The 18,941-nt window shown below is 63.8% G+C and carries 12 protein-coding genes; 6 read left to right on the top strand and 6 right to left on the bottom strand.

Annotated elements, in window-relative coordinates:
* Window positions 1-28 precede the first annotated feature (28 nt).
* The 3 genes from APH27_RS14225 (at window position 29) to APH27_RS14215 (ending at window position 3,667) form a co-directional block, all read left to right on the top strand.
* Window positions 29-595: an antibiotic biosynthesis monooxygenase gene (locus tag APH27_RS14225; protein WP_027916990.1), complete on the top strand. Its 567-nt coding sequence runs from the start codon at window positions 29-31 to the stop codon at window positions 593-595.
* A 39-nt stretch (window positions 596-634) separates the two neighbouring features.
* Window positions 635-1,453, top strand: coding sequence for an alpha/beta fold hydrolase (locus tag APH27_RS14220; protein ID WP_060485149.1), 819 nt, complete (start codon window positions 635-637; stop codon window positions 1,451-1,453).
* Window positions 1,454-1,684: 231 nt separating this feature from the next.
* On the top strand, window positions 1,685-3,667 hold the full coding sequence (locus APH27_RS14215) for an amidohydrolase (RefSeq protein ID WP_033695923.1): 1,983 nt from the start codon (window positions 1,685-1,687) through the stop codon (window positions 3,665-3,667).
* 164 nt (window positions 3,668-3,831) lie between these two features.
* Here APH27_RS14215 and APH27_RS14210 read toward each other — a convergent pair whose 3' ends face one another.
* The 3 genes from APH27_RS14210 to APH27_RS14200 form a co-directional block, all read right to left on the bottom strand.
* Window positions 3,832-5,430 (bottom strand): MFS transporter, encoded by a 1,599-nt coding sequence (locus tag APH27_RS14210; RefSeq protein WP_060485148.1) that lies wholly within the window; start codon window positions 5,428-5,430, stop codon window positions 3,832-3,834.
* Between the two features lies 1 nt (window position 5,431).
* Entirely contained in the window at window positions 5,432-6,694 is a 1,263-nt protein-coding gene (locus APH27_RS14205) for an OprD family porin (protein WP_060485147.1), read from the bottom strand.
* Window positions 6,695-6,898: 204 nt separating this feature from the next.
* Entirely contained in the window at window positions 6,899-7,810 is a 912-nt protein-coding gene (locus APH27_RS14200; RefSeq protein ID WP_027916985.1) for a LysR substrate-binding domain-containing protein, read from the bottom strand.
* 135 nt (window positions 7,811-7,945) lie between these two features.
* On the opposite strand from APH27_RS14200, the gene ycaC (APH27_RS14195) reads away from it, so the two are divergent.
* Window positions 7,946-8,575: an isochorismate family cysteine hydrolase YcaC gene (gene ycaC, locus APH27_RS14195; protein WP_060485146.1), complete on the top strand. Its 630-nt coding sequence runs from the start codon at window positions 7,946-7,948 to the stop codon at window positions 8,573-8,575.
* A 763-nt stretch (window positions 8,576-9,338) separates the two neighbouring features.
* On the opposite strand, the gene APH27_RS14190 is transcribed toward ycaC (APH27_RS14195), so the two are convergent.
* Together APH27_RS14190 and APH27_RS14185 are read right to left on the bottom strand one after the other, a co-directional pair.
* The gene (locus APH27_RS14190; protein WP_060485145.1) at window positions 9,339-11,126 is read right to left on the bottom strand and encodes a monovalent cation:proton antiporter-2 (CPA2) family protein; all 1,788 of its coding nucleotides are present in this window, start codon (window positions 11,124-11,126) and stop codon (window positions 9,339-9,341) included.
* 225 nt (window positions 11,127-11,351) lie between these two features.
* On the bottom strand, window positions 11,352-12,326 hold the full coding sequence (locus APH27_RS14185; protein ID WP_060485144.1) for a GlxA family transcriptional regulator: 975 nt from the start codon (window positions 12,324-12,326) through the stop codon (window positions 11,352-11,354).
* 180 nt (window positions 12,327-12,506) lie between these two features.
* On the opposite strand from APH27_RS14185, the gene APH27_RS14180 reads away from it, so the two are divergent.
* Together APH27_RS14180 and ycaC (APH27_RS14175) are read left to right on the top strand one after the other, a co-directional pair.
* Complete coding sequence (locus APH27_RS14180) at window positions 12,507-12,869, top strand: AraC family transcriptional regulator (protein ID WP_027916981.1); 363 nt, start codon at window positions 12,507-12,509, stop codon at window positions 12,867-12,869.
* A gap of 84 nt (window positions 12,870-12,953) precedes the next feature.
* On the top strand, window positions 12,954-13,580 hold the full coding sequence (gene ycaC, locus APH27_RS14175; protein ID WP_004375560.1) for an isochorismate family cysteine hydrolase YcaC: 627 nt from the start codon (window positions 12,954-12,956) through the stop codon (window positions 13,578-13,580).
* A gap of 87 nt (window positions 13,581-13,667) precedes the next feature.
* Here ycaC (APH27_RS14175) and APH27_RS14170 read toward each other — a convergent pair whose 3' ends face one another.
* Window positions 13,668-18,761, bottom strand: a complete 5,094-nt coding sequence (locus APH27_RS14170) for an ATP-binding sensor histidine kinase (RefSeq protein WP_060485143.1) — start codon at window positions 18,759-18,761, stop codon at window positions 13,668-13,670.
* Window positions 18,762-18,941: the final 180 nt, after the last annotated feature.

Below are 18,941 nucleotides of genomic sequence, written 5' to 3'. Positions count from 1 at the left end.
GCGGGCAAGCTCATCCCAAGGAACGCCGATGAACACCGCATTCCAAGACAACCGCAACGTGGTGACCCTGGTCATCCAGCACAAGGCCCGCGCCGAGTCGCTGGCGGCCTACGAAGAATGGCTCAAGCGCACGGTAAGCACCGCGCGCCGCCAGCCGGGGCATCTGGACGTCAACGTCATCCGCCCTGACGAAGGTGGGCTGCATTTCACCACCGTGGTGCGCTTCGCCGACGCCGGCCTGTTGCAGGCCTGGGTCAACTCGGCCGAACGCCAGGCACTGGTCAACGAAGTGCTGCCATTGCTCGACGGCGGTGACCACACCCAGGTGCACGATGACCCGGAGTTCTGGTTCACCCCGCCAAGCGTCAACACGGCGCAACCGCCGCGCTGGAAACAGGCGCTGCTGACCTACCTGGTGATCTGCCCGATGACCATGGTCATCCCGCAACTGCTGGCGCCGTTGTTCGCGCGCTTCCCGCAGTTGGGTGGCCCGATCAGCGGCAACCTGATCGTCAACCTGTTCGTCATCCTGCCCGTGGTGTTCTACATCATGCCTTGGGTAACCCGCCGCTGCGCCAACTGGCTGCGGGGCTGAGCCACGCCTTCACCTTCAACCTTTCAAGGAGATACCGACATGACCACTCTCGTTACCCGCGACGGCACTTCGATCTACTACAAGGACTGGGGCAGCGGCAAACCAGTGCTGTTCAGCCACGGCTGGCCACTGGATGCCGACATGTGGGATTCGCAGATGGAGTTCCTGGCCAGCCGCGGTTACCGCGCCATCGCCTTCGACCGCCGCGGTTTCGGTCGTTCCAGCCAGCCGTGGAGCGGTTACGACTACGACACCTTCGCCGACGACATCGCCCAGCTGATCGAGCACCTCGACCTGCGTGACGTGACCTTGGTGGGCTTCTCGATGGGGGGCGGTGATGTCAGCCGCTACATCGCCCGCCACGGCAGCGAGCGGGTGGCCGGGTTGGTGCTGCTGGGCGCGGTGACGCCGGTGTTCGGCAAGCGCGACGACAACCCCGAGGGTGTCGATCTGTCGGTATTCGAAGGCATTCGTGCTGGCCTGCGTGCCGATCGTGCGCAGTTCATTGCCGATTTCGCTGCGCCGTTCTATGGCATCAACCATGGGCAGCAGGTGTCCCAGGGGGTGCAGGCCCAGACCCTGAACATTGCGCTGATGGCCTCGATCAAGGGCACCCTGGATTGCGTGACCGCGTTTGCGGAGACCGACTTCCGCCCGGACATGGCCAAGATCGATGTGCCGACCCTGGTGATCCACGGCGATGACGACCAGATCGTGCCGTTCGAGACCACCGGCAAGCAGGCTGCGGAGCTGATTCGTGGGGCTGAGCTGAAGGTGTATGCCGGCGCGCCGCACGGGTTTGCGGTGACTCATGCCCAGCAGCTGAATGAGGACTTGCTGGCGTTCCTGCAGAAGTGAGTTGTTGGAGGCATTCGCGGGTAAACCCGCTCCCACAGGATCACCACAGGCCAGAGGTCTGTGCGGTCCCTGTAGGAGCGGGTTCACCCGCGAAGAGGCCCGCCCAGGCAGCACAAAGCTTGAACAGGGCTAACCTTCTACAGCCCACCGCACATCTATCCAAGCCCTGACGTTGTGTCAACCGGCATGCTCCACAGTTGCGCCTGCCGCCGCCCCCAGACGGAGAAGACCATGTCCCAGGACCGCAACGACAAGACCCGTCGCCAGTTCCTCGCCACCAGCACCGTGCTAGGTGCAGCCGGCGCTCTCTGGTCCGCATTGCCCTTCACCGGCCAAGCCGGTTCCGTTCACGCATCCACCCAAGGAGGTTCCATGACCGCCGACCTGATTCTGTTCAACGGCAAACTGCACACCGTTGACCGCGAAAAGCCCACCGCTACCGCCGTCGCCATCAAGGATGGCCGCTTCATCGCCGTGGGTAACGACGCCGAGGCCATGGCCCACAAGGGCAGCGCCACGCAGATCATCGACCTCAAGCAGCGCACGGTGATCCCGGGCCTGAACGACTCGCACCTGCACTTGATCCGTGGTGGCCTGAACTACAACCTGGAACTGCGCTGGGAAGGCGTGCCGTCGGTGGCCGATGCCCTGCGCATGCTCAAGGACCAGGCTGCGCGCACGCCGACCCCGCAATGGGTGCGCGTGGTCGGTGGCTGGAACGAATTCCAGTTCGCCGAAAAACGCATGCCGACCCTGGAAGAAATCAACCAGGCTGCGCCCGACACCCCTGTGTTCCTGCTGCACCTGTATGACCGCGCGCTGCTCAACCGTGCTGCGCTCAAGGCCGTTGGCTACGACAAGACCACGCCGAACCCGCCGGGTGGCGAGATCCAGCGCGACAAGTTCGGCAACCCGACCGGCATGCTGATTGCCCGCCCGAACGCGATGATCCTGTACGCCACCCTGGCCAAAGGGCCGAAGCTGCCACTGGAGTACCAGGTCAACTCCACCCGCCAGTTCATGCGCGAGCTGAACCGCCTGGGCCTGACCAGCGCCATCGATGCCGGCGGCGGCTACCAGAACTTCCCCGACGACTACCAGGTGATCCAGGAGCTGGCCGACAACAACCAGCTGACCGTGCGCATCGCCTACAACCTGTTCACCCAGAAGCCCAAGGAAGAGCTCGACGACTTCCGCAAGTGGACGTCCAGCGTCAAGCTGCACAGCGGCACCGACTTCCTGCGCCACAACGGCGCTGGCGAAATGCTGGTGTTCTCCGCTGCCGACTTCGAGGACTTCCTCGAACCGCGCCCGGACCTGCCGCAGACCATGGAAGAAGAGCTGGAGCCGGTGGTGCGCCACCTGGTCGAGCAACGCTGGCCATTCCGCCTGCACGCCACGTACAACGAATCGATCACGCGCATGCTCGACGTGTTCGAGAAGGTCAACCGCGATATCCCGTTCAACGGTCTGCCTTGGTTCTTCGACCACGCCGAAACCATCACCCCGCAGAACATCGAGCGCGTGCGTGCGCTGGGCGGCGGTATCGCCATTCAGGACCGCATGGCCTTTCAGGGTGAATACTTCGTCGACCGTTACGGCGCCAAGGCTGCCGAGCAGACCCCGCCGATCAAGCGCATGCTCGATATGGGCGTGCCGGTGGGTGCCGGTACCGACGCCACCCGTGTGTCCAGCTACAACCCATGGACATCGCTGTACTGGCTGGTCAGCGGCAAGACGGTAGGTGGCATGGAGCTGTACCCGGAAGGCCTGAGCCGTGACACCGCGCTGCAACTGTTCACCCAGGGCAGCGCCTGGTTCTCCAGCGAGCAGGGCAAGAAGGGCCAGATCAAGGTCGGCCAGCTGGCCGACCTGGCGGCACTGTCGCTGGACTTCTTCAGTGTCGATGAAGAAGCGATCAAGGGCATCGAGTCGGTGCTGACCATCGTTGACGGCAAGGTGGTGTACGGCGCGGCTGAATTCGACAAGCTCGGCCCAGCGCAGGTGCCGGTACTGCCGGAGTGGTCGCCGGTGGTCAAGGTGCCGGGGCACTGGCGTGTGGGCACGCCGTCGCTGGCGGCCGCCGTGCACCAGTGCAGCGGGCCATGCGGGGTGCATGCGCACAGCCATGAAAAGGCGCGGCATTCGAGCGTGCCGGTGAATGACTACCAAGGCTTCTGGGGCGCGCTGGGTTGCTCGTGCTTCGCCTTCTAAGCTGAGCTGATGTGAAAAGGGGGCCAGTTCTTGGCCCCCTTTTTGTTACTTCTGTGCCGGCCTCTTCGCGGGTAAACCCGCTCCCACAGGATCACCACAGGCCAGAGGCCTGTGCGGTCCCTGTGGGAGCGGGCTTGCCCGCGAAGAGGCCAGAAAAGCCAGAATCAATGGTGTGCCTTGTGCCCTGGGCCAGCCAACAGATGACGGATCTTCACTTCGACCCCATCGGTCTGCAGCATCCGCACCTTCGCCTCGATCTTCAGCTCTCCCCGGGTCACCCGATGGTGATGCCGCAAGTGCTCAAGCCACGACTCCTCGAAGAAGAACTCCAGCCACAGTGAAGGGTCAGCACTGTCACGCATCAACCCCCACGACAATGCGCCATTGCGCTTGCGCATCGCCTCCAGATCGCGTGCCGCCAGCTGGAATGCCTCGGCCTTGGCCGGCTCGATGTGGTACTCGACGGTGACCATCACCGGCCCGCTTTCCTTGTCCATGTCATCGTTCAGGACGGGTACCGGCCAATGCAGCGACGGCGTCAGCTCTTCGGCCTCGGTCTCCGGCAAGGTGACCTTGCAGGTCAGCAACGTACCCAGCGCCAGGCCGCCTGCAGCCAGCAACAGGCTCAGGGTGATCGAAGCATGGCTGGCTAGCGTACCCCACAGCAAGCCACCGCTGGCCATGGCGCCGAAGAAGATCAGGATGTACACCGACAACGCCCGCGCCCGGACCCAGGCCGGTACCGAGGTCTGCGCCGCCACCTGCAGGTTGGACAGCACCGCGATCCACGCCGCGCCGCTTAGCAGCATCGCCGGCAGCAGCACATAGAAGTTGCGCACCAGCGCCAAGGCCAGCAGGAACAGGGCATACAGCAGGCTGGCAAGCATCACCAGGCGGTCACGGCTGATGCGCTCGCGCAGGCGAGGCAGCAGCGTGGCGCCGGCCACCGCGCCGATGCCGATGGCTGCCAGCAACAAACCAAAATCGGCTGCGCTGCCGTGCATTTCACCGCGCACGATCAGTGGCAGCAGCGAAGTCCCGGCGCTGGCGCAGAAGAAGAATGCCAACGCCCGCAACAGCACGGCCTGCAAGGGTTTGGCACTGCGTGCGAAGCGCAGGCCGGTGCGCATGGCACCGATGAAACGCTCGGCCGGCAGTAGCGGCTCCTTCACCTCACGTTTCCACAGGAACAGCACCAGAATCACCCCGGCGAAGGAAACCGCATTCAAGGCGAAGGTCAGCCACGGGCCGACCAGGCTCACCACCACGCCGGCAAGCGCCGGGCCGATAGCGCGCGACACGTTGATGCCCACGCTGGAGATGGCCACGGCGTTGGCCAGGTCCTCCTTGCCCACCAGCTCCGGCGTCAGCGCGCTCCAGGCTGGCATCATCAGCGCGGTGCCGATGCCCAGAGCCAGGGTCAGTACCAAGAGCAGGGTGACGTTCATCAGCCCGAGCAGGGTCAGCGCCGCGAGTACCACGGCGACCGACGACATCCACAGCTGCACCAGCAGCAGGTAGCGACGCTTGTCGACGATATCTGCTGCCGCGCCGGCCGGCAGGGCGAGGAAGAACATCGGTAGCGATCCAGCCACCTGGATAAGTGCCACGTGCAGCGGGCTGGCCGACAGCGTGGTCATCAGCCAGCCGGCGCCCACCTCGTGCATCCAGGTGCCGATGTTGGAGGCGATGGTCGCGATCCACAGCATGCGGAAGGTGGTGTTGCGCAGCGGGCTCCAGGCACCTGAAGGGGAATTGCTCATGTCAGAAGCTGCCTTTGAGTGGGTATTCGATGATCAGGTAGATGCGGTCGAGGTCATCGCCGGCCTGGGCCTGGTTGGCGCGGTGGCTGACGTGGGAGAACGACAGGCTGAGGTCTTTGGCGGCACCGGACTGGACCACGTATTTCAGGTCGACGTCGCGTTCCCAGTGCTTGCCGCCCTGGCCTTGCTGGCCCACATAGGCACCGCCGGCTGGGGCATGACTGCCGTCGATGCCACGGCCGCTGACATAGCGGCCCATCAGGCTCAGCCCAGGGACGCCGAGGGTGGCGAAATTGAGGTCGTAGCGCAGTTGCCACGAGCGCTCGCCGGGGCCGTTGAAGTCGGCGTACTTGATCGAGTTGGCCAGGTAGATGGAGTCGCCACCGACGAAGTCGAACGGCGTGTCGCCTTCGACCTTCTGGTAAGCCAGGGTCAGGGCCTGGGCGCCGAAGCTGTACTTGGTCAGCAGGCTGTAGGCGAGGGTGTCGATCGCCCCGGCGCTGGCGTTACCGGTGTCACGGGTCTTGTAGAGATTGCCGTCCAGGCGCCAGTTGCCCTCGGCGAAATTCAGGTTGAGGTAGGCCTGGCGCCAGGTGTCTTCCAGCTGCCCGGCGTACAGCGCGCCGCCGAATGGGCCGTGCGGCGCAAAGGTGGCGCCGGCCAGGCTGATGGCGCGGTTGTTGGTGGTGGCGCCATAGCCGCTGAAATCGTCGTGGGTGGAGCTGTTGGCCTGGTTGTTGAAGGCCGTGAAGCGCCCGGCCTGAAGGCGCCAGTCGGGCAGGTCGGTGTTTTCCACGAACCAGCCGGTGGCGTATTCCGGGTGCAGGCGCTTGTCGCCGGTGTCGAACACAGGTGTTTCGACGGTCATCTCGCCGTAGCGCAACTGGGTGTTGCCCAGGCGCAGCTTGAGCGCGGCGCCGGCGCTTGAGTAGTTGGACTCAGCTCGACCATCGCTGTCACGTGGCAGCAGGCCGGTGCCGGCATGGCCGCGACCGCCGTCGAGCTTGAGCCCGAGGAAACCATGGGCGTCGAGGCCGACACCGAGCGTGCCCTCGGTGAAGCCCGAGCGGACTTCGCCGATGAAGCCTTGGGCCCACTCCTGGCGGTAGTTCTGGCCGCTGGCGGAGGGCGAGCGGAAGTCGCTGTGCAGGAAGTAGTTGCGGCTGAGCAGCGACCAGCCGGCATCTTCTGCCTGGCTGAATACCGGGTAAAGGGCGAGGGTGGCGAGCAGGGCGCGGCCTGGTCCGTGATTGGCGCGGATCATGGGGCCTCCAAGGGGGATGATCCGGGACTGTGGAGCAAGGATAGGCCAGGGGTCTTGTAACTGTGTGCTGGAACATATGCTTTACCTGTACTGGCCTCTTCGCGGGTAAACCCGCTCCCACAGGATCACCACAGGCCTGAGGTCTGCGCGGCCCCTGTAGGAGCGGGTTTACCCGCGAAGAGGCCGGCATAGGCTGCCCAGGCCTCAAGCCATGTCGCTGATCGCGAACTCCTCGGCCAGATGATCGATCAACGCCCGCACCGACGGCAACAACCCGCGTCGCGACGGGAAGATCGCATGGACGATGCCGCAACGCGGATGCCAGTCAGGAATCAGCTCAACCAACCGGCCAGCCGCCAGGTCTTCGCGCACGGCCACTCGCGGCAGATGAGCAATGCCCACGCCAGCTACCACGAAATGGCGCAGGGCAAACAAGTCGTCAGTCACCATGCGCGGGGTATGCGGGATTACGATGCTGCGGCTGCTGTCCTCACCCTGGAACAGCTCCCACTGGTACTCGCGCTGGGCGCTACCCCAGTGCAGGCTCGGCAGCGTACTGAGCAGCTGCGGGTCGAAGCCTTTCGGCAATTGTTCCAGGTACTGCGGCTGGCCGACCAGGCACTGGGTGCTGTTGCTCAGCACCTTCATCACCATGTCGGTGTTCTCCAGTGGCGGGAAGCGCACCCGCAGCGCAATGTCGAAGCCCTCGTGCAGCAGGTCGACACGGCGGTTGGTGCTCTCGATGAACAGCTCCACCTGCGGGTACTTGAGCATGTAGCGGGTCAGCATCGGCCCGACCCAGGAGTTGAGCAGGGTGGTCGGGCAACTGATACGCACCAGCCCGCGCGGCTCGCTGCGGTTGCGCTCGATGATCTCGGCTGCGCCCTCGGCCTCGACCCGCATGGCCAGGCAGCGGTTGTAGTAGGCCTGGCCTATCTCGGTGAGTGAGCAGTGGCGGCTGGTGCGGTGCAGCAGGCGCACACCGAGGCGGTCCTCAAGGTCGGCGATGCGCCGGCTGAGCTTTGACTTGGGCATGTCCAGTGCCCGCCCGGCCGGGGCGAAGCCGCCGTGCTCCACGACTTGGGTGAAGTAGTAGAGGGAATTGAGGTCTTCCAATGGTCGTTCTCCAAATGGAACGCTAAAGGCAATTTTCGCAGTCTACCGCCGTAAAGGTGATGATTTTAATCTGTGCTCATCAACGCGAAACACCCCAGATTGCTGAAAAATTCATAAACGTCAGGAGCACAGACCATGAGCAAATTCACCTACAACCGCCTGAACAAAGATGACGCTGCAGTCCTGCTGGTCGACCACCAGGCTGGCCTGCTGTCGCTGGTTCGCGACATCGAGCCGGACAAGTTCAAGAACAACGTGCTGGCCCTGGCCGACCTTGCCAAGTTCTTCAACCTGCCGACCATCCTCACCACCAGCTTCGAGCAAGGCCCCAACGGCCCGCTGGTGCCAGAGCTGAAAGCACTGTTCCCGGACGCCCCGTACATCGCCCGTCCAGGCCAGATCAACGCCTGGGACAACGAAGACTTCGTCAAGGCGGTGAAGGCCACCGGCAAGAAGCAGCTGATCATCGCCGGTGTGGTGACTGAAGTGTGTGTAGCCTTCCCGGCGCTGGCAGCCTTGGAAGAAGAGTTCGAAGTGTTCGTGGTGACCGATGCTTCCGGCACCTTCAACGAAATGACCCGTGATGCTGCCCATGACCGCATGAGCCGGGCTGGCGCGCAACTGATGACCTGGTTCGGCGTGGCCTGTGAGCTGCACCGCGACTGGCGCAACGACATCGAAGGGCTGGCGGCGCTGTGCTCCAACCACATCCCGGATTACCGCAACCTGATGACCAGCTACAACGCTTTGACTGCGGGTAAGTAACAGCGAGCAACTCAAACATAAGCGGCCGGCCCCAACATGGGGCCGGCCTTTTTCGTTGCACTTTGTTCCAGCCGGTGATCCGACCTGGTTGAATTGTCAGCGTTTGACCCGAGCGCGAAGCCCGTTGTCATTCCGCTGCATTAGCGGGATCAGGAACCCCGTTGATGCCTGAATCATCCGCGTCGGGTGAGACCTCAATACAATCGGTTTGAGGGTGTGTTCATGAATATCGAGCAGAAGCATAGGGCCACTGGGAACAGTGGCCTTTTTCTTTGTTTGATTGGAATGCAATGAGCTGGACGACAGGCGTGATACACCGGACTGGATGTTGAGTCATTGCCACCCAGTGCATGTCGTGAGGTTTTCAGTGTCTGTGAGATCGAGCGCCGCCCGCGCGGCGCATCGCGGCTAAAGCCGCTCCTACATCTGTTGCAACGTGGCCATGCCTGTCAGGCCATAGTTGTCAGCCTTGTTGGCATGACAGGTTTTTGAGGTGGGCATTGATGCCGCCTCACATGACTTGAGACATGCGCCAAGGCGGGCAGCCATGGCCTCGCAGGTTCGGCACGTTGCAACAGATGTAGGAGCGGCTTTAGCCGCGATGCGCCGCGCGGGCGGCGCTCGATCTCACAGACGCTGAAAATCTCAAGGCATGCGCCTGGTGGTATTGAATCAACATACCGCCAGGCACCTCACCTGCTTCCAGAATCCAAAAAAAGAAAAAGAGGGCCTAAGCCCTCTTCTCATATCACAGCGCCAACCCTCAATCCGCATCCGAATCAAACAACCGGGCCAACTCCACCCGCGCCTCCTTGGCCGTCTGCATCACCTTGGCCCGGTCATCGCGCACGAGCCCCTGGGCCTCCAGCACTTCCTCGTCATGCTGGGCAAACCGCTCGATCCGGTCCGCTGCCTGCTCGTCGCTCAAGCCCAACCCGACCAGCGCCCGACGGGTCATCTCGAGGCTTGAGTAGAACGTCTCGCGTATCGGTTCGGCGCCTACATCCGCCAGCTTGTGCACATGCTGGCGGTTACGCGCCCGGGCCAGCACTTTCAGGTGCGGGTACTGGCGCTTCACCCGTTCAGCGGTATGGATGGCAGCCTCAGGGTCGTCGATGGTGATGATGAAGTACTCCGCCTCACCCACCTTGGCTGCATGCAGCACCTCGGGGCGCAGCGGGTCGCCGTAGAACACCGGCACCTGTTCGAACATGCGCGTCATCTCGATGGTGTCCACCGAGGTTTCCAGGGCAATGAACGGGATCTTCTGCGCCCGCAGGATGCGCGCGACGATCTGGCCCATGCGGCCCATGCCAACGATCACCACCCGCGGCGTGCCGGCGTCGATGGTCTTGTACTGCTCGGGCACTTCTCGCGCCGGTTGCGGGCGTTTGAGGGCACGGGCGCAGCCGAGCATCAGCAGCGGCGTGATGGCCATCGACAGGGTGATGGTCATCAGCAGCAGGTCATAGGTCTGGGTGTCGAACAGGCCTTGGTCCTTGCCCAGCTTGAACACCACGAAGGCGAACTCACCACCGGCCGCGAGCACCATGCCCAGGCGCAGTGCGCTGGCGCTGTTCAGGCCGCCGGCCAGGCGGCCGACGCCGACCAGCAGCACCAGCTTCACCGCCACCAGCAGCAGGGTCAGGCCCAGCAGCACCAGTGGCATTTCCAGCAGCAGGCTGAGGTTGGCGCCCATGCCGACGCTGATGAAGAACAGCCCCAGCAGCAAGCCCTTGAACGGTTCGATCTGCGACTCAAGCTCGTGGCGGTATTCCGAGTCAGCCAGCAGCAGGCCAGCGAGGAAGGCGCCCAAAGCCATGGAGATGCCGGCTTCTTCCATCAGCCAGGCAGTACCGATCACCACCAGCAGCGCGGTGGCGGTGGACACCTCCGGCAGGCCGGTACGGGCCACGGTGCGGAACACCGGACGCAGCAGGTAGCGGCCTCCGATGATGACCACGGCGATGCTGGCGAACACCTTCAGGCCGTGTTGCAGGCTGTCGCCATGGCTGGTGTCCGGGCCGCTGGCGGCCAGCAACGGGACCAGGGCGATCAGCGGAATCGCGGCAATGTCCTGGAACAACAGGATGGCGAACGCCAGGCGGCCATGGGGTGCGTTGAGCTGCTTGGTTTCGGCAAGGCTCTGCAGGCCGAGGGCGGTGGACGACAGTGCCAAGCCCAGGCCGAGCACGACGGCCGCCGGCAGCGACTGGCCGAAGCCGAACAGGGCGATGGCGCCGATCACCGCGCCGGTCAGCAGCACCTGGGCAGTGCCGACGCCGAATACCGACTTGCGCATCAGCCACAGGCGCTTGGGCGACAGCTCAAGGCCGATGATGAACAGCAGCAGGACCACGCCCAGCTCGGAAATGTGCGCGACGCTTTCGGTGTCGCGGATCAGGCCCAGGGCTTGCGGACCGATGGCTACGCCAGCGAGCAGGTAACCGATTACGGCCCCCAGTTGCAGGCGCTTGGCCAAGGGAACGGCGACGACCGCGGCGAGCAGGAAGATCACCGCGGTTTGCAGAAGGCTGCCTTCGTGTGGCATTGGCTCGTACTCCATGAGCTGCCGGGGCAGCGTTTGAACAGTTTGGCGGACAATTCTGGAGGTTGGGGGAGAGTCAGACAATCTGCCTGGCGGGAGAAAGATTGTCCCGCAAAGCGGGACAGCCTGTGCTGGCCTCTTCGCGGGTAAACCCGCTCCCACAGGAACTGTGTAATTCCTGTGGGAGCGGGTTTACCCGCGAAGGGGCCGGCACAGGAAACACCCCACTCAAACCCCGCCAAACTGCGCCCGATACTGCGCCGGTGTCATGCCGATCCGCTCGCAGAACACCTTCCTCATATGCCGGTCGCTGCCAAAGCCGCAGCGCGCCGCGACCACCTTCAACGGCAGTTCGCCACATTCGAGCAACTTGCGCGCCTGGTCGATCCGCGCGTTTTGCAGGTACTGCAATGGCGTGATCCCGACCTCGCGCTGAAAGGTCCGGGCAAAGTTGCGCCCACTCATGGCCACCAGGTCGGCCATCTTCTGCACCGTAAATGCCTGGTCGATATGGTCGACGATGTACGCCTGCACCCGGGCAATCGGCGAGCCGTCCCGCGGCACTGCCGCCAGCAATGGCCCGTAAGGCGTCTGCCCGCCCTGGCGGTGGCGCGCCACCAGCAGCACCTTGGCGACTTCCAGGGCCAGCGCCTTGCCGTGGTCCTCGGCGACGATGGCCAGCGCCAGGTCGATGCCCGCCGTGATGCCGCCAGAGGTGATCAGGTTGCGGTCCATCACGTAGATGTGCTCAGTCTCGACCTTGGCTTCGGGAAACGCCTGCGCCAGGCGCTCCACATAGTTCCAGTGGGTGGTGCAGCGATAGCCGCCAAGCAACCCGGCGCGCCCGAGCAGGAACACCCCGGTGCAGACCGCGCCGAAGCGCCTGGCGCCGCGTACGGCCTCAGGCAAGCAGCGCTCCAGTTGCGGCAGGGCGACGTCATAGGCACCCGGCCCCCCTGGCACCAGCAGCAGGTCGATACCCGTCGGCAGTTCTTCCAGGCGCAGGTCAGCCACAACCTTCAGGCCGCACGAGCCACGAATCGGGTGCTGGTCTTCGGCCACAGTGAGCAGCCGGTAATGTTTGTCCTCGGGCAGGAACCGGTTGGCAATGGCAAAGGTGTCCATCGGCCCGGTCACATCCAGCAAGAGCACATCGTTGAACAGCACCATGGCCACGGTGCGTCGAGCGTGTTTTTCCTGCATACCTCTATCGCCTTGAATGCCGGCCGCCCGCAGCGGCCTGGAGCTGAATACGAAATGCATCTTATGGTATCGGCAAGAGGGGCAGGGCCAGCAGTGCGCAATTAAGAACAATTCAGCATTGGCTCAGGACTTTGTCATGTGCCGGCGGCCAGACTTATTCCATTGAACAGGAGAGTCGCCATGCACCCTGGGACGCCCCAAGAGCCACTGCCACCCCCCGGCGCGCTGACGCCGGCGCGGTTGCGCCAGGCCAAGGAACTGATGCTGCGCAGTTCGCTGTCGATCATCGAGGTCGCTGCCGTGTGCAACCTCACCCGCAGCCATTTCTCCCGCGCTTTCAAGGTCAATACCGGCCTCTCGCCCCAAGCCTGGCGGCTGTTGGCGCGCATGGAAAAAGCCAAGCGCCTGCTGGTCACCGAGGCACCGATTACCCACGTGAGCCTGGAATGCGGCTTCTGCGACCAGGCCCATTTCACCCGTGCCTTCAGCCGCCTGGTCGGCCAGCCGCCCAAGGCCTGGCGCCAGGCGCAGGCCCATCCTTAAGCCGGATCTATCCGACGGTATAAGCCCTCGGGATAAGCCCTGAATGAGCCCCGGCCCGTTTTCCCAACCCAAGGAGTCACCCCCATGAGCCAACCTGACTACAAGCGCCTGAACAAAGACGACGCCGTGGTGCTGCTGGTCGACCACCAGACTGGCCTGATCTCGCTGGTGCAGGACTTCTCGCCCAACGAGTTCAAGAACAACGTGCTGGCCCTGGGCGACCTGGCCAAGTTCTTCGGCCTGCCGACCATTCTCACCACCAGCTTCGAGCAAGGCCCCAACGGCCCGCTGGTGCCGGAGTTGAAAGAGATGTTCCCGGACGCGCCTTACATCGCGCGCCCTGGCCAGATCAACGCCTGGGACAACGAAGACTTCGTCAAGGCGATCAAGGCGACTGGCCGCAAGCAGCTGATCATCGCTGGCGTGGTAACGGATGTGTGCGTGGCTTTCCCGACGCTGTCGGCATTGGCTGAAGGCTTTGAAGTGTTCGTGGTGACCGATGCCTCAGGCACCTTCAACGAGACCGTGCAGCAAGCGGCCTGGGTGCGCATGACCCAGGCGGGTGCACAGATGATGAACTGGTTCTCGGTGGCCTGTGAGCTGCACCGCGACTGGCGAAACGACATCGAAGGGCTGGGTAACCTGTTGTCGCAGCGCATCCCTAACTATCGCAACCTGATGAACAGCTATGCGGCGTTGAGCGCTCGTTGATGTAAACCTGTAGCGGTCTCTTCGCGGCGGTTCGACGCCTCGATAAACCCGCTCCCACAAGGGGATGTGCAACCCTGAGGCTGCGCACTACCCCTGTGGGAGGGGGTTTACCCGCGAAAGGGTCAGATCAGGTTGCGCGTTGTTCACAGGCAGAGTGAAGCGAATCCGGCACCCGCCAAACGGCGACACCAATGCCTGCAACTGCCCGCCATGGGCCTGCACCACCGAGCTGCAGATCGCCAGCCCCATCCCCAGCCCGGCGCTCTTGGTGGTATGGAACGCATCAAACACCCGTTCCCGCTCATCCGCCGCAATGCCGGGCCCGTTGTCGTCCACGCAGACCTCGACCACATCCCCGGCTACGACAGACGCAATCTGCAACACCCCGTCACTGCGATATCCCGCCAGCGCCTCCAGCGCATTGGTGATCAGGTTGAATACCAGTTGCTGCAACTGCACCGGGTCGGCCATCACGCTCACCCCAGCCTGCAACCGCGCCTGCACGTCGACCACATACTTGGCGGCATCGGCCGAGGTCAGGCGCAGCACCTCGCGAATCAGCTCGTCGAGCTTTACTGCCTTGAGCTGCATCGGCGACTGCTTGGCCAGCGAACGCAGCGCGCGGACGATATTGGCGGCGCGTTCGCTGTCATTGCGGATGTCTTCCAGGCCGGCAATCGCCTCTTCAAGGTTGGGTTCTGCCCGCTTGAGCCAACGCAGGCTGGCTGCGGCGTTGGAAGCAATACCCAGCAATGGCTGGCTGATCTCGTGGGCAATGGACGCCGACAGCTCGTTCATCACCTGCAGGTGTGCAGTGCGTGCCAGTTCTGTGCGAGATCGGCGCAGTTCCTCTTCCATCTGCCCACGGGCCTGATTGTCCTCTGCAAGGCGCGTATAGAACTTGGCCGTCTGCAACGACACGGCGGCCTGCGAGGCAAGGATCTCCAGCATGGCCAGGCGCTGGCTGCCGAACAGGTTCGGCACCAGGCGGTTTTCCAGGTACACCAGACCGATCAGCACGCCCTGGATCACCAGCGGCAGGCAGAGCACCGAGCGCGCGTTACGCGCGTGCAGCTCCTGGCGGAAGGCCTCCGGGCACTCGCTCAGGGCGTCATTGAGCACCAGCGGCTTCTTGGTGCGCATGGTGGCGTTGATGATCGACAGCGGCGCCTGGGTCATGAACCGCTGGCAGTTATCCATGCTCACGTGCAGCCCGGCATCGTCGATGTAGGCGAGGGCGGCCATCTGGAACTCGGCGCCACTGACGATCAGCAGTGCACCGTGATCAGCGCCGGAGTGCTGGGTGAGGTGGCCCATCAACGTTTCGATCAGGCCTTCGAGCAGCACTTCCTCGGACAACGCCCGCGCGGCCTCGATACCGGCCTCAAGGTCCAGCTTGGCCTGCTGAGTGGCGCGGTATGTTTCCTGGACGGGTTGCGTGCGCAGGAACGGGTGCAGGGCCTCCAACTGGTGCACCTTGCCGGTCGCCCCCCAGAGATGGAAGCAGTCGCGGGCGATGCGCAGGTGCAGGTTGGCGCCGGAGATCAGGCCGCTGGGGATGCACACTTCTGCCAGTTGTTCGTGGGCCAGCGCCTGTTCGTGGATAAAACCGGCGGCGGTTGCGGCGATCTGTGCCTGGTCGAAGCAGCGGATGGCGGCCAGGCCGTCGCCTTCGAGCTTGGCGATCACACCTTCGATCAGCAGCAGCTTGTTGCGGAAGGTCACCGGGTTGAAGCTGGCCCAGCGTTCAAAGCGCTCGCGCAGGGCATGCAGCTCGGCCAGCTTGTCGGCCAGGCTGCCAGAGGCTTCCGGGCTGCCGAGCACCAGGCCGCGGAACAAGTGGTAGTCCGCCAGGTTGATGTGCGCAGGTGCCGCCCAGGCGCTGTCGCCCGCCGCGCCAAGGCTGTGCATGGCATGCGGGATGTTGCCCAGGTAGAAGGCGGACATGCCGCTGAACAGGTGCTGGAAGAACCCTGTGGTGGGTGAGTTCGCCCGCGTGGGCGAGGCAGTGCGGGGTGCGCCGCTCAGGTTGGCCACGAACCCTTGTTGGGCGTGCAGGATCTGTTCGATATCGCTGAAACCATGACCGCGCACGGTAACCAGGCCCTGCGCCACTTCTTCGGCAACTTCCGGCAGATAGTGGCCCATGAACAGGGAGTCGGAAACCAAATGGCTGCAGGCGTGGCAGGTCATGGCCAAATCGCCGCTCAAGCGCGTCGAGTCGACCGCTTCCAGCGCAGTGCGGCGGGCGAACTCCATGGGTGAGGTCCAGGCGCTGACTTGGTCCAGGGCCAGTAGCGCACTGGTGAGATCGGCTTCGAAGCCGTGTCGTTCGATCAGCTTGAGCGCGGCCAGGCAGCAGGCGTGGCCGTCGTGGTAGCTACCAAAGCGTTCGGCGATCATCACCCCGTACCAGGCCATGCCATAGGTGCTGCCCGGGGCGACACCGTGCAGCAGCGACAGCTCCATGAGTTTGGCCAGGTGCAGGAAGCAGATATCGTCCTGCACGAAAAACGACGACGACAGGGTGGCCAGCAAGCCGATTGCAACTGCCACTTCCTCAGAGTCGGTACGTGGTAAAGACGCCAGGCAATGGCGGCCCTTGCGCTCGATCAGGGCATGGACATGCGCATGGCTGGCCGCTACCTGCTGCGGGTCGGTGCCACGAGCCAGGCTGATTCCCAGCAGTTCGAGGCCGGCGACGGTGGTGGTGATAGCGGCCTGGTAATCGCAGCGCAGCATGTGCAGGCGTGCCTGCAGTCGGCATACCCGTGCTCGCTCCAGCGCCGAGCACGCGCGCTGGAGGCATTCCATGATCCGGCCCTCGGCATCGGCCATGCGCGCCAGTTGCATGTCGCAATCCGCCGCCATGCAGGCGATGGCAAAGCCATGTCTGGCGTGGCTTTGCGCCGTGGCGTCCTGGCGCAGCAGCTGTTCGCACGTCTGCAGGTAGGCCGCAGCTTGCTCATAGGCGCCGTTGTCACTCGCGCGCAGCGCCGCATCACGCAAAAGCTGCAGGAAAACATCGCAGTCATTCGTTGCAAACCCGCATGGGCTGGCGCGTTGCAACTGATTGGCGATTTCGAATACGGCCTTCTGCAAGTCGTCATGCCAAACCTCAAGCATGGCCTGCGCAATGCGTGCATGCAGTTGGGCGCGATCACGCGCAGGCGTGAGTTGGTAGGCGCCCTCCATCACCCGGTCGTGAGCGAAGCCGAGGCCTTTCTGGCCCGGTAGCAGGAAGCCCGCAGCAATCATGGCTTTCAGCGGTTCGCCCGATAGGGGGGCAAGCAGGCGATGCAGCAGGCGTTCATCGCAGCGGCCACCCACCGCGCTGGCGATCCGCAGGACATCGCGCTGGCACTCCGGCAGCCGTGCCAGGCGGTGGATCATCAGGTCTGCGACATTATCGGAGTAACGGTGCCGGGCCACGGCCTTCAGGCACCACGTCCAGCGCATGGCCTGGGTATCGAAGGTGAACAGCCTGTCCTCGACCATGGCCCTGAGGATCTGGTTGATGAAGAACGGGTTACCTGCGGTCTTGTCGAGGACCAGTTCGGCAACCGGCAACGCTTCGTCAGGGCTGACGTGGTAGCGCTCGCCGATCAGTTCGGTGACTGCGCCGATGGTCAGTGGGCGCAGGTTCAGTGTGATCTTGTGCAGTTTTTCAGGTGTGGCGAGTTGCGTATTGGCCGCTTGCTGATCGTTGCGCCGGGCGAAGATCAGCAACAGGTTGGCGGGGGGCTGGGCAAGCAGTTGTGCCAGCAACTGCCGGGTAGCGGCGTCGGCCCACTGCAGGTCATCGAAACACAGCACCAGCGGCTGGCCGGGGTGGCTGAACACTTGCAGGAATTCGACGATGGCCCGCTGTTCTTTCTGCAGTGCCAGGCGGGTGGGTTTTTCCGGCAGATCGGGCAGGGGGCCGAGGATCAGTTGCAGGTCTGGTGCCAGTTTGCCGAGCAACCGACCGTGGCCTTTGATGCGCTTGAGGATCTCGCGGCGCAGGGTGTCGAGGTCCTGGCTGTTCTTGGCCAGCAGCTGGGTGGTCAGCGAACCGAGGATCTCGACCCACGGCGCATAGGGTATTGCCTGTTCCCGGCTGTTGCATTTGCCGACAGCCCAGAAGCCTTCAGCATGGGCTTTGAGTGCAACCTCCACCAGGCTGGACTTGCCCATGCCAGCAGCCCCGTTGATGAGCAGCACCTGGGGTTTGCTGTCGCGACGCAGCGCCTTGAGCATCAGCGCGATGAGTTTCAGTTCGGCACTGCGGCCATACAGGCGCCCGCGGCTGGGCAAGACAGGGTCGGCGTAACCGGGCTCGAAGGGGGGGATGGTCTGGCTGGTGGCCCATTGTCGTTGGCAGTGCGCCAGGTCCACGGCCAGGGCATGGGCACTCTGGTAGCGGGCGTCTGGCTCCTTCGCCAGGGCCTTGGCCAGGATCCGGCTTAGCGGCGGTGGTACCTGGTTGTCGACCTCGCTGGCCGTGCGTGGCTGAACGCCGGCATGCAATTGGCGCCAATGCTGGGTATCGCGCCCGGCCAGCGGCAGCTCGCCTAGCAGCAATTGGTAGAGGATTGCGCCCAAGGCATAGATGTCACTGCGCCGGTCGCTGCTGCTGCCATGGGGGCAGATCTGTTCTGGTGCCAGGTAGGCCCAGTTGCCGATCGCGTTTCCTTGTTCGCTGATCAGTTCCGGCGTGTCGGCACGAAAACAGCCCAGTCGCACCCGGTGGTCCGGCTGCAGGCATACATGTTCCGGCTGCAGCGCACCGTGCAACACATTGCGTTCGTGGGCTTGAGCCAGGGCGTTGGCGGCGTTTGCCGCAATGTCGAGAAAGGCTGCAAGGTCGACCGGGCCTTGGCTGATCAAGTCGGCGATGGAGCGGCCGGCCGGGTACACCAGCAACGGGCCTTCAGCGGAACGGACAAACGCCGAGGGGACTACCGCCCATTGTGGGTCCAACTGCAGGCGGTAGTCACGCTCCAGTCGCTGGCAGGCTGCGGGGGCCTCGAGCGGGGCGCGCACGGCTATCCAGGCCTGGCGAGTGGCAGGGTCATGCAGGCGGAAGTAGCTGAGTTCACCTTCCTGGCCCAGCTGCGTGATATCGCAGCGATTCAGCCAGTCGTCGTCGATCGACTGGTCGAAATCGATGGGCCTGTTTGCGAGGCGTTCATCGAGCACAAAGCACCCCCTGCTAGCGACATCCTGACGCGCGAGTATACGCAGCGGACCCATCAAGAATGAGGCCTGCAGCCGGCTTGGCAGAAACGGGCACGCTGTTGTCCGTTATCAGTACCTGGTGCTCGACGGGGGCTTGTATAGTTCTGAGGCCAACCTATCCCTCGGGATAATTGTCTGATC

The sequence above is a fragment of the Pseudomonas sp. NBRC 111123 genome, assembly GCF_001320205.1.
Taxonomy (GTDB): Bacteria; Pseudomonadota; Gammaproteobacteria; order Pseudomonadales; family Pseudomonadaceae; genus Aquipseudomonas; species Aquipseudomonas putida_J.
This window is presented reverse-complemented; position numbering and strand designations above follow the sequence as displayed.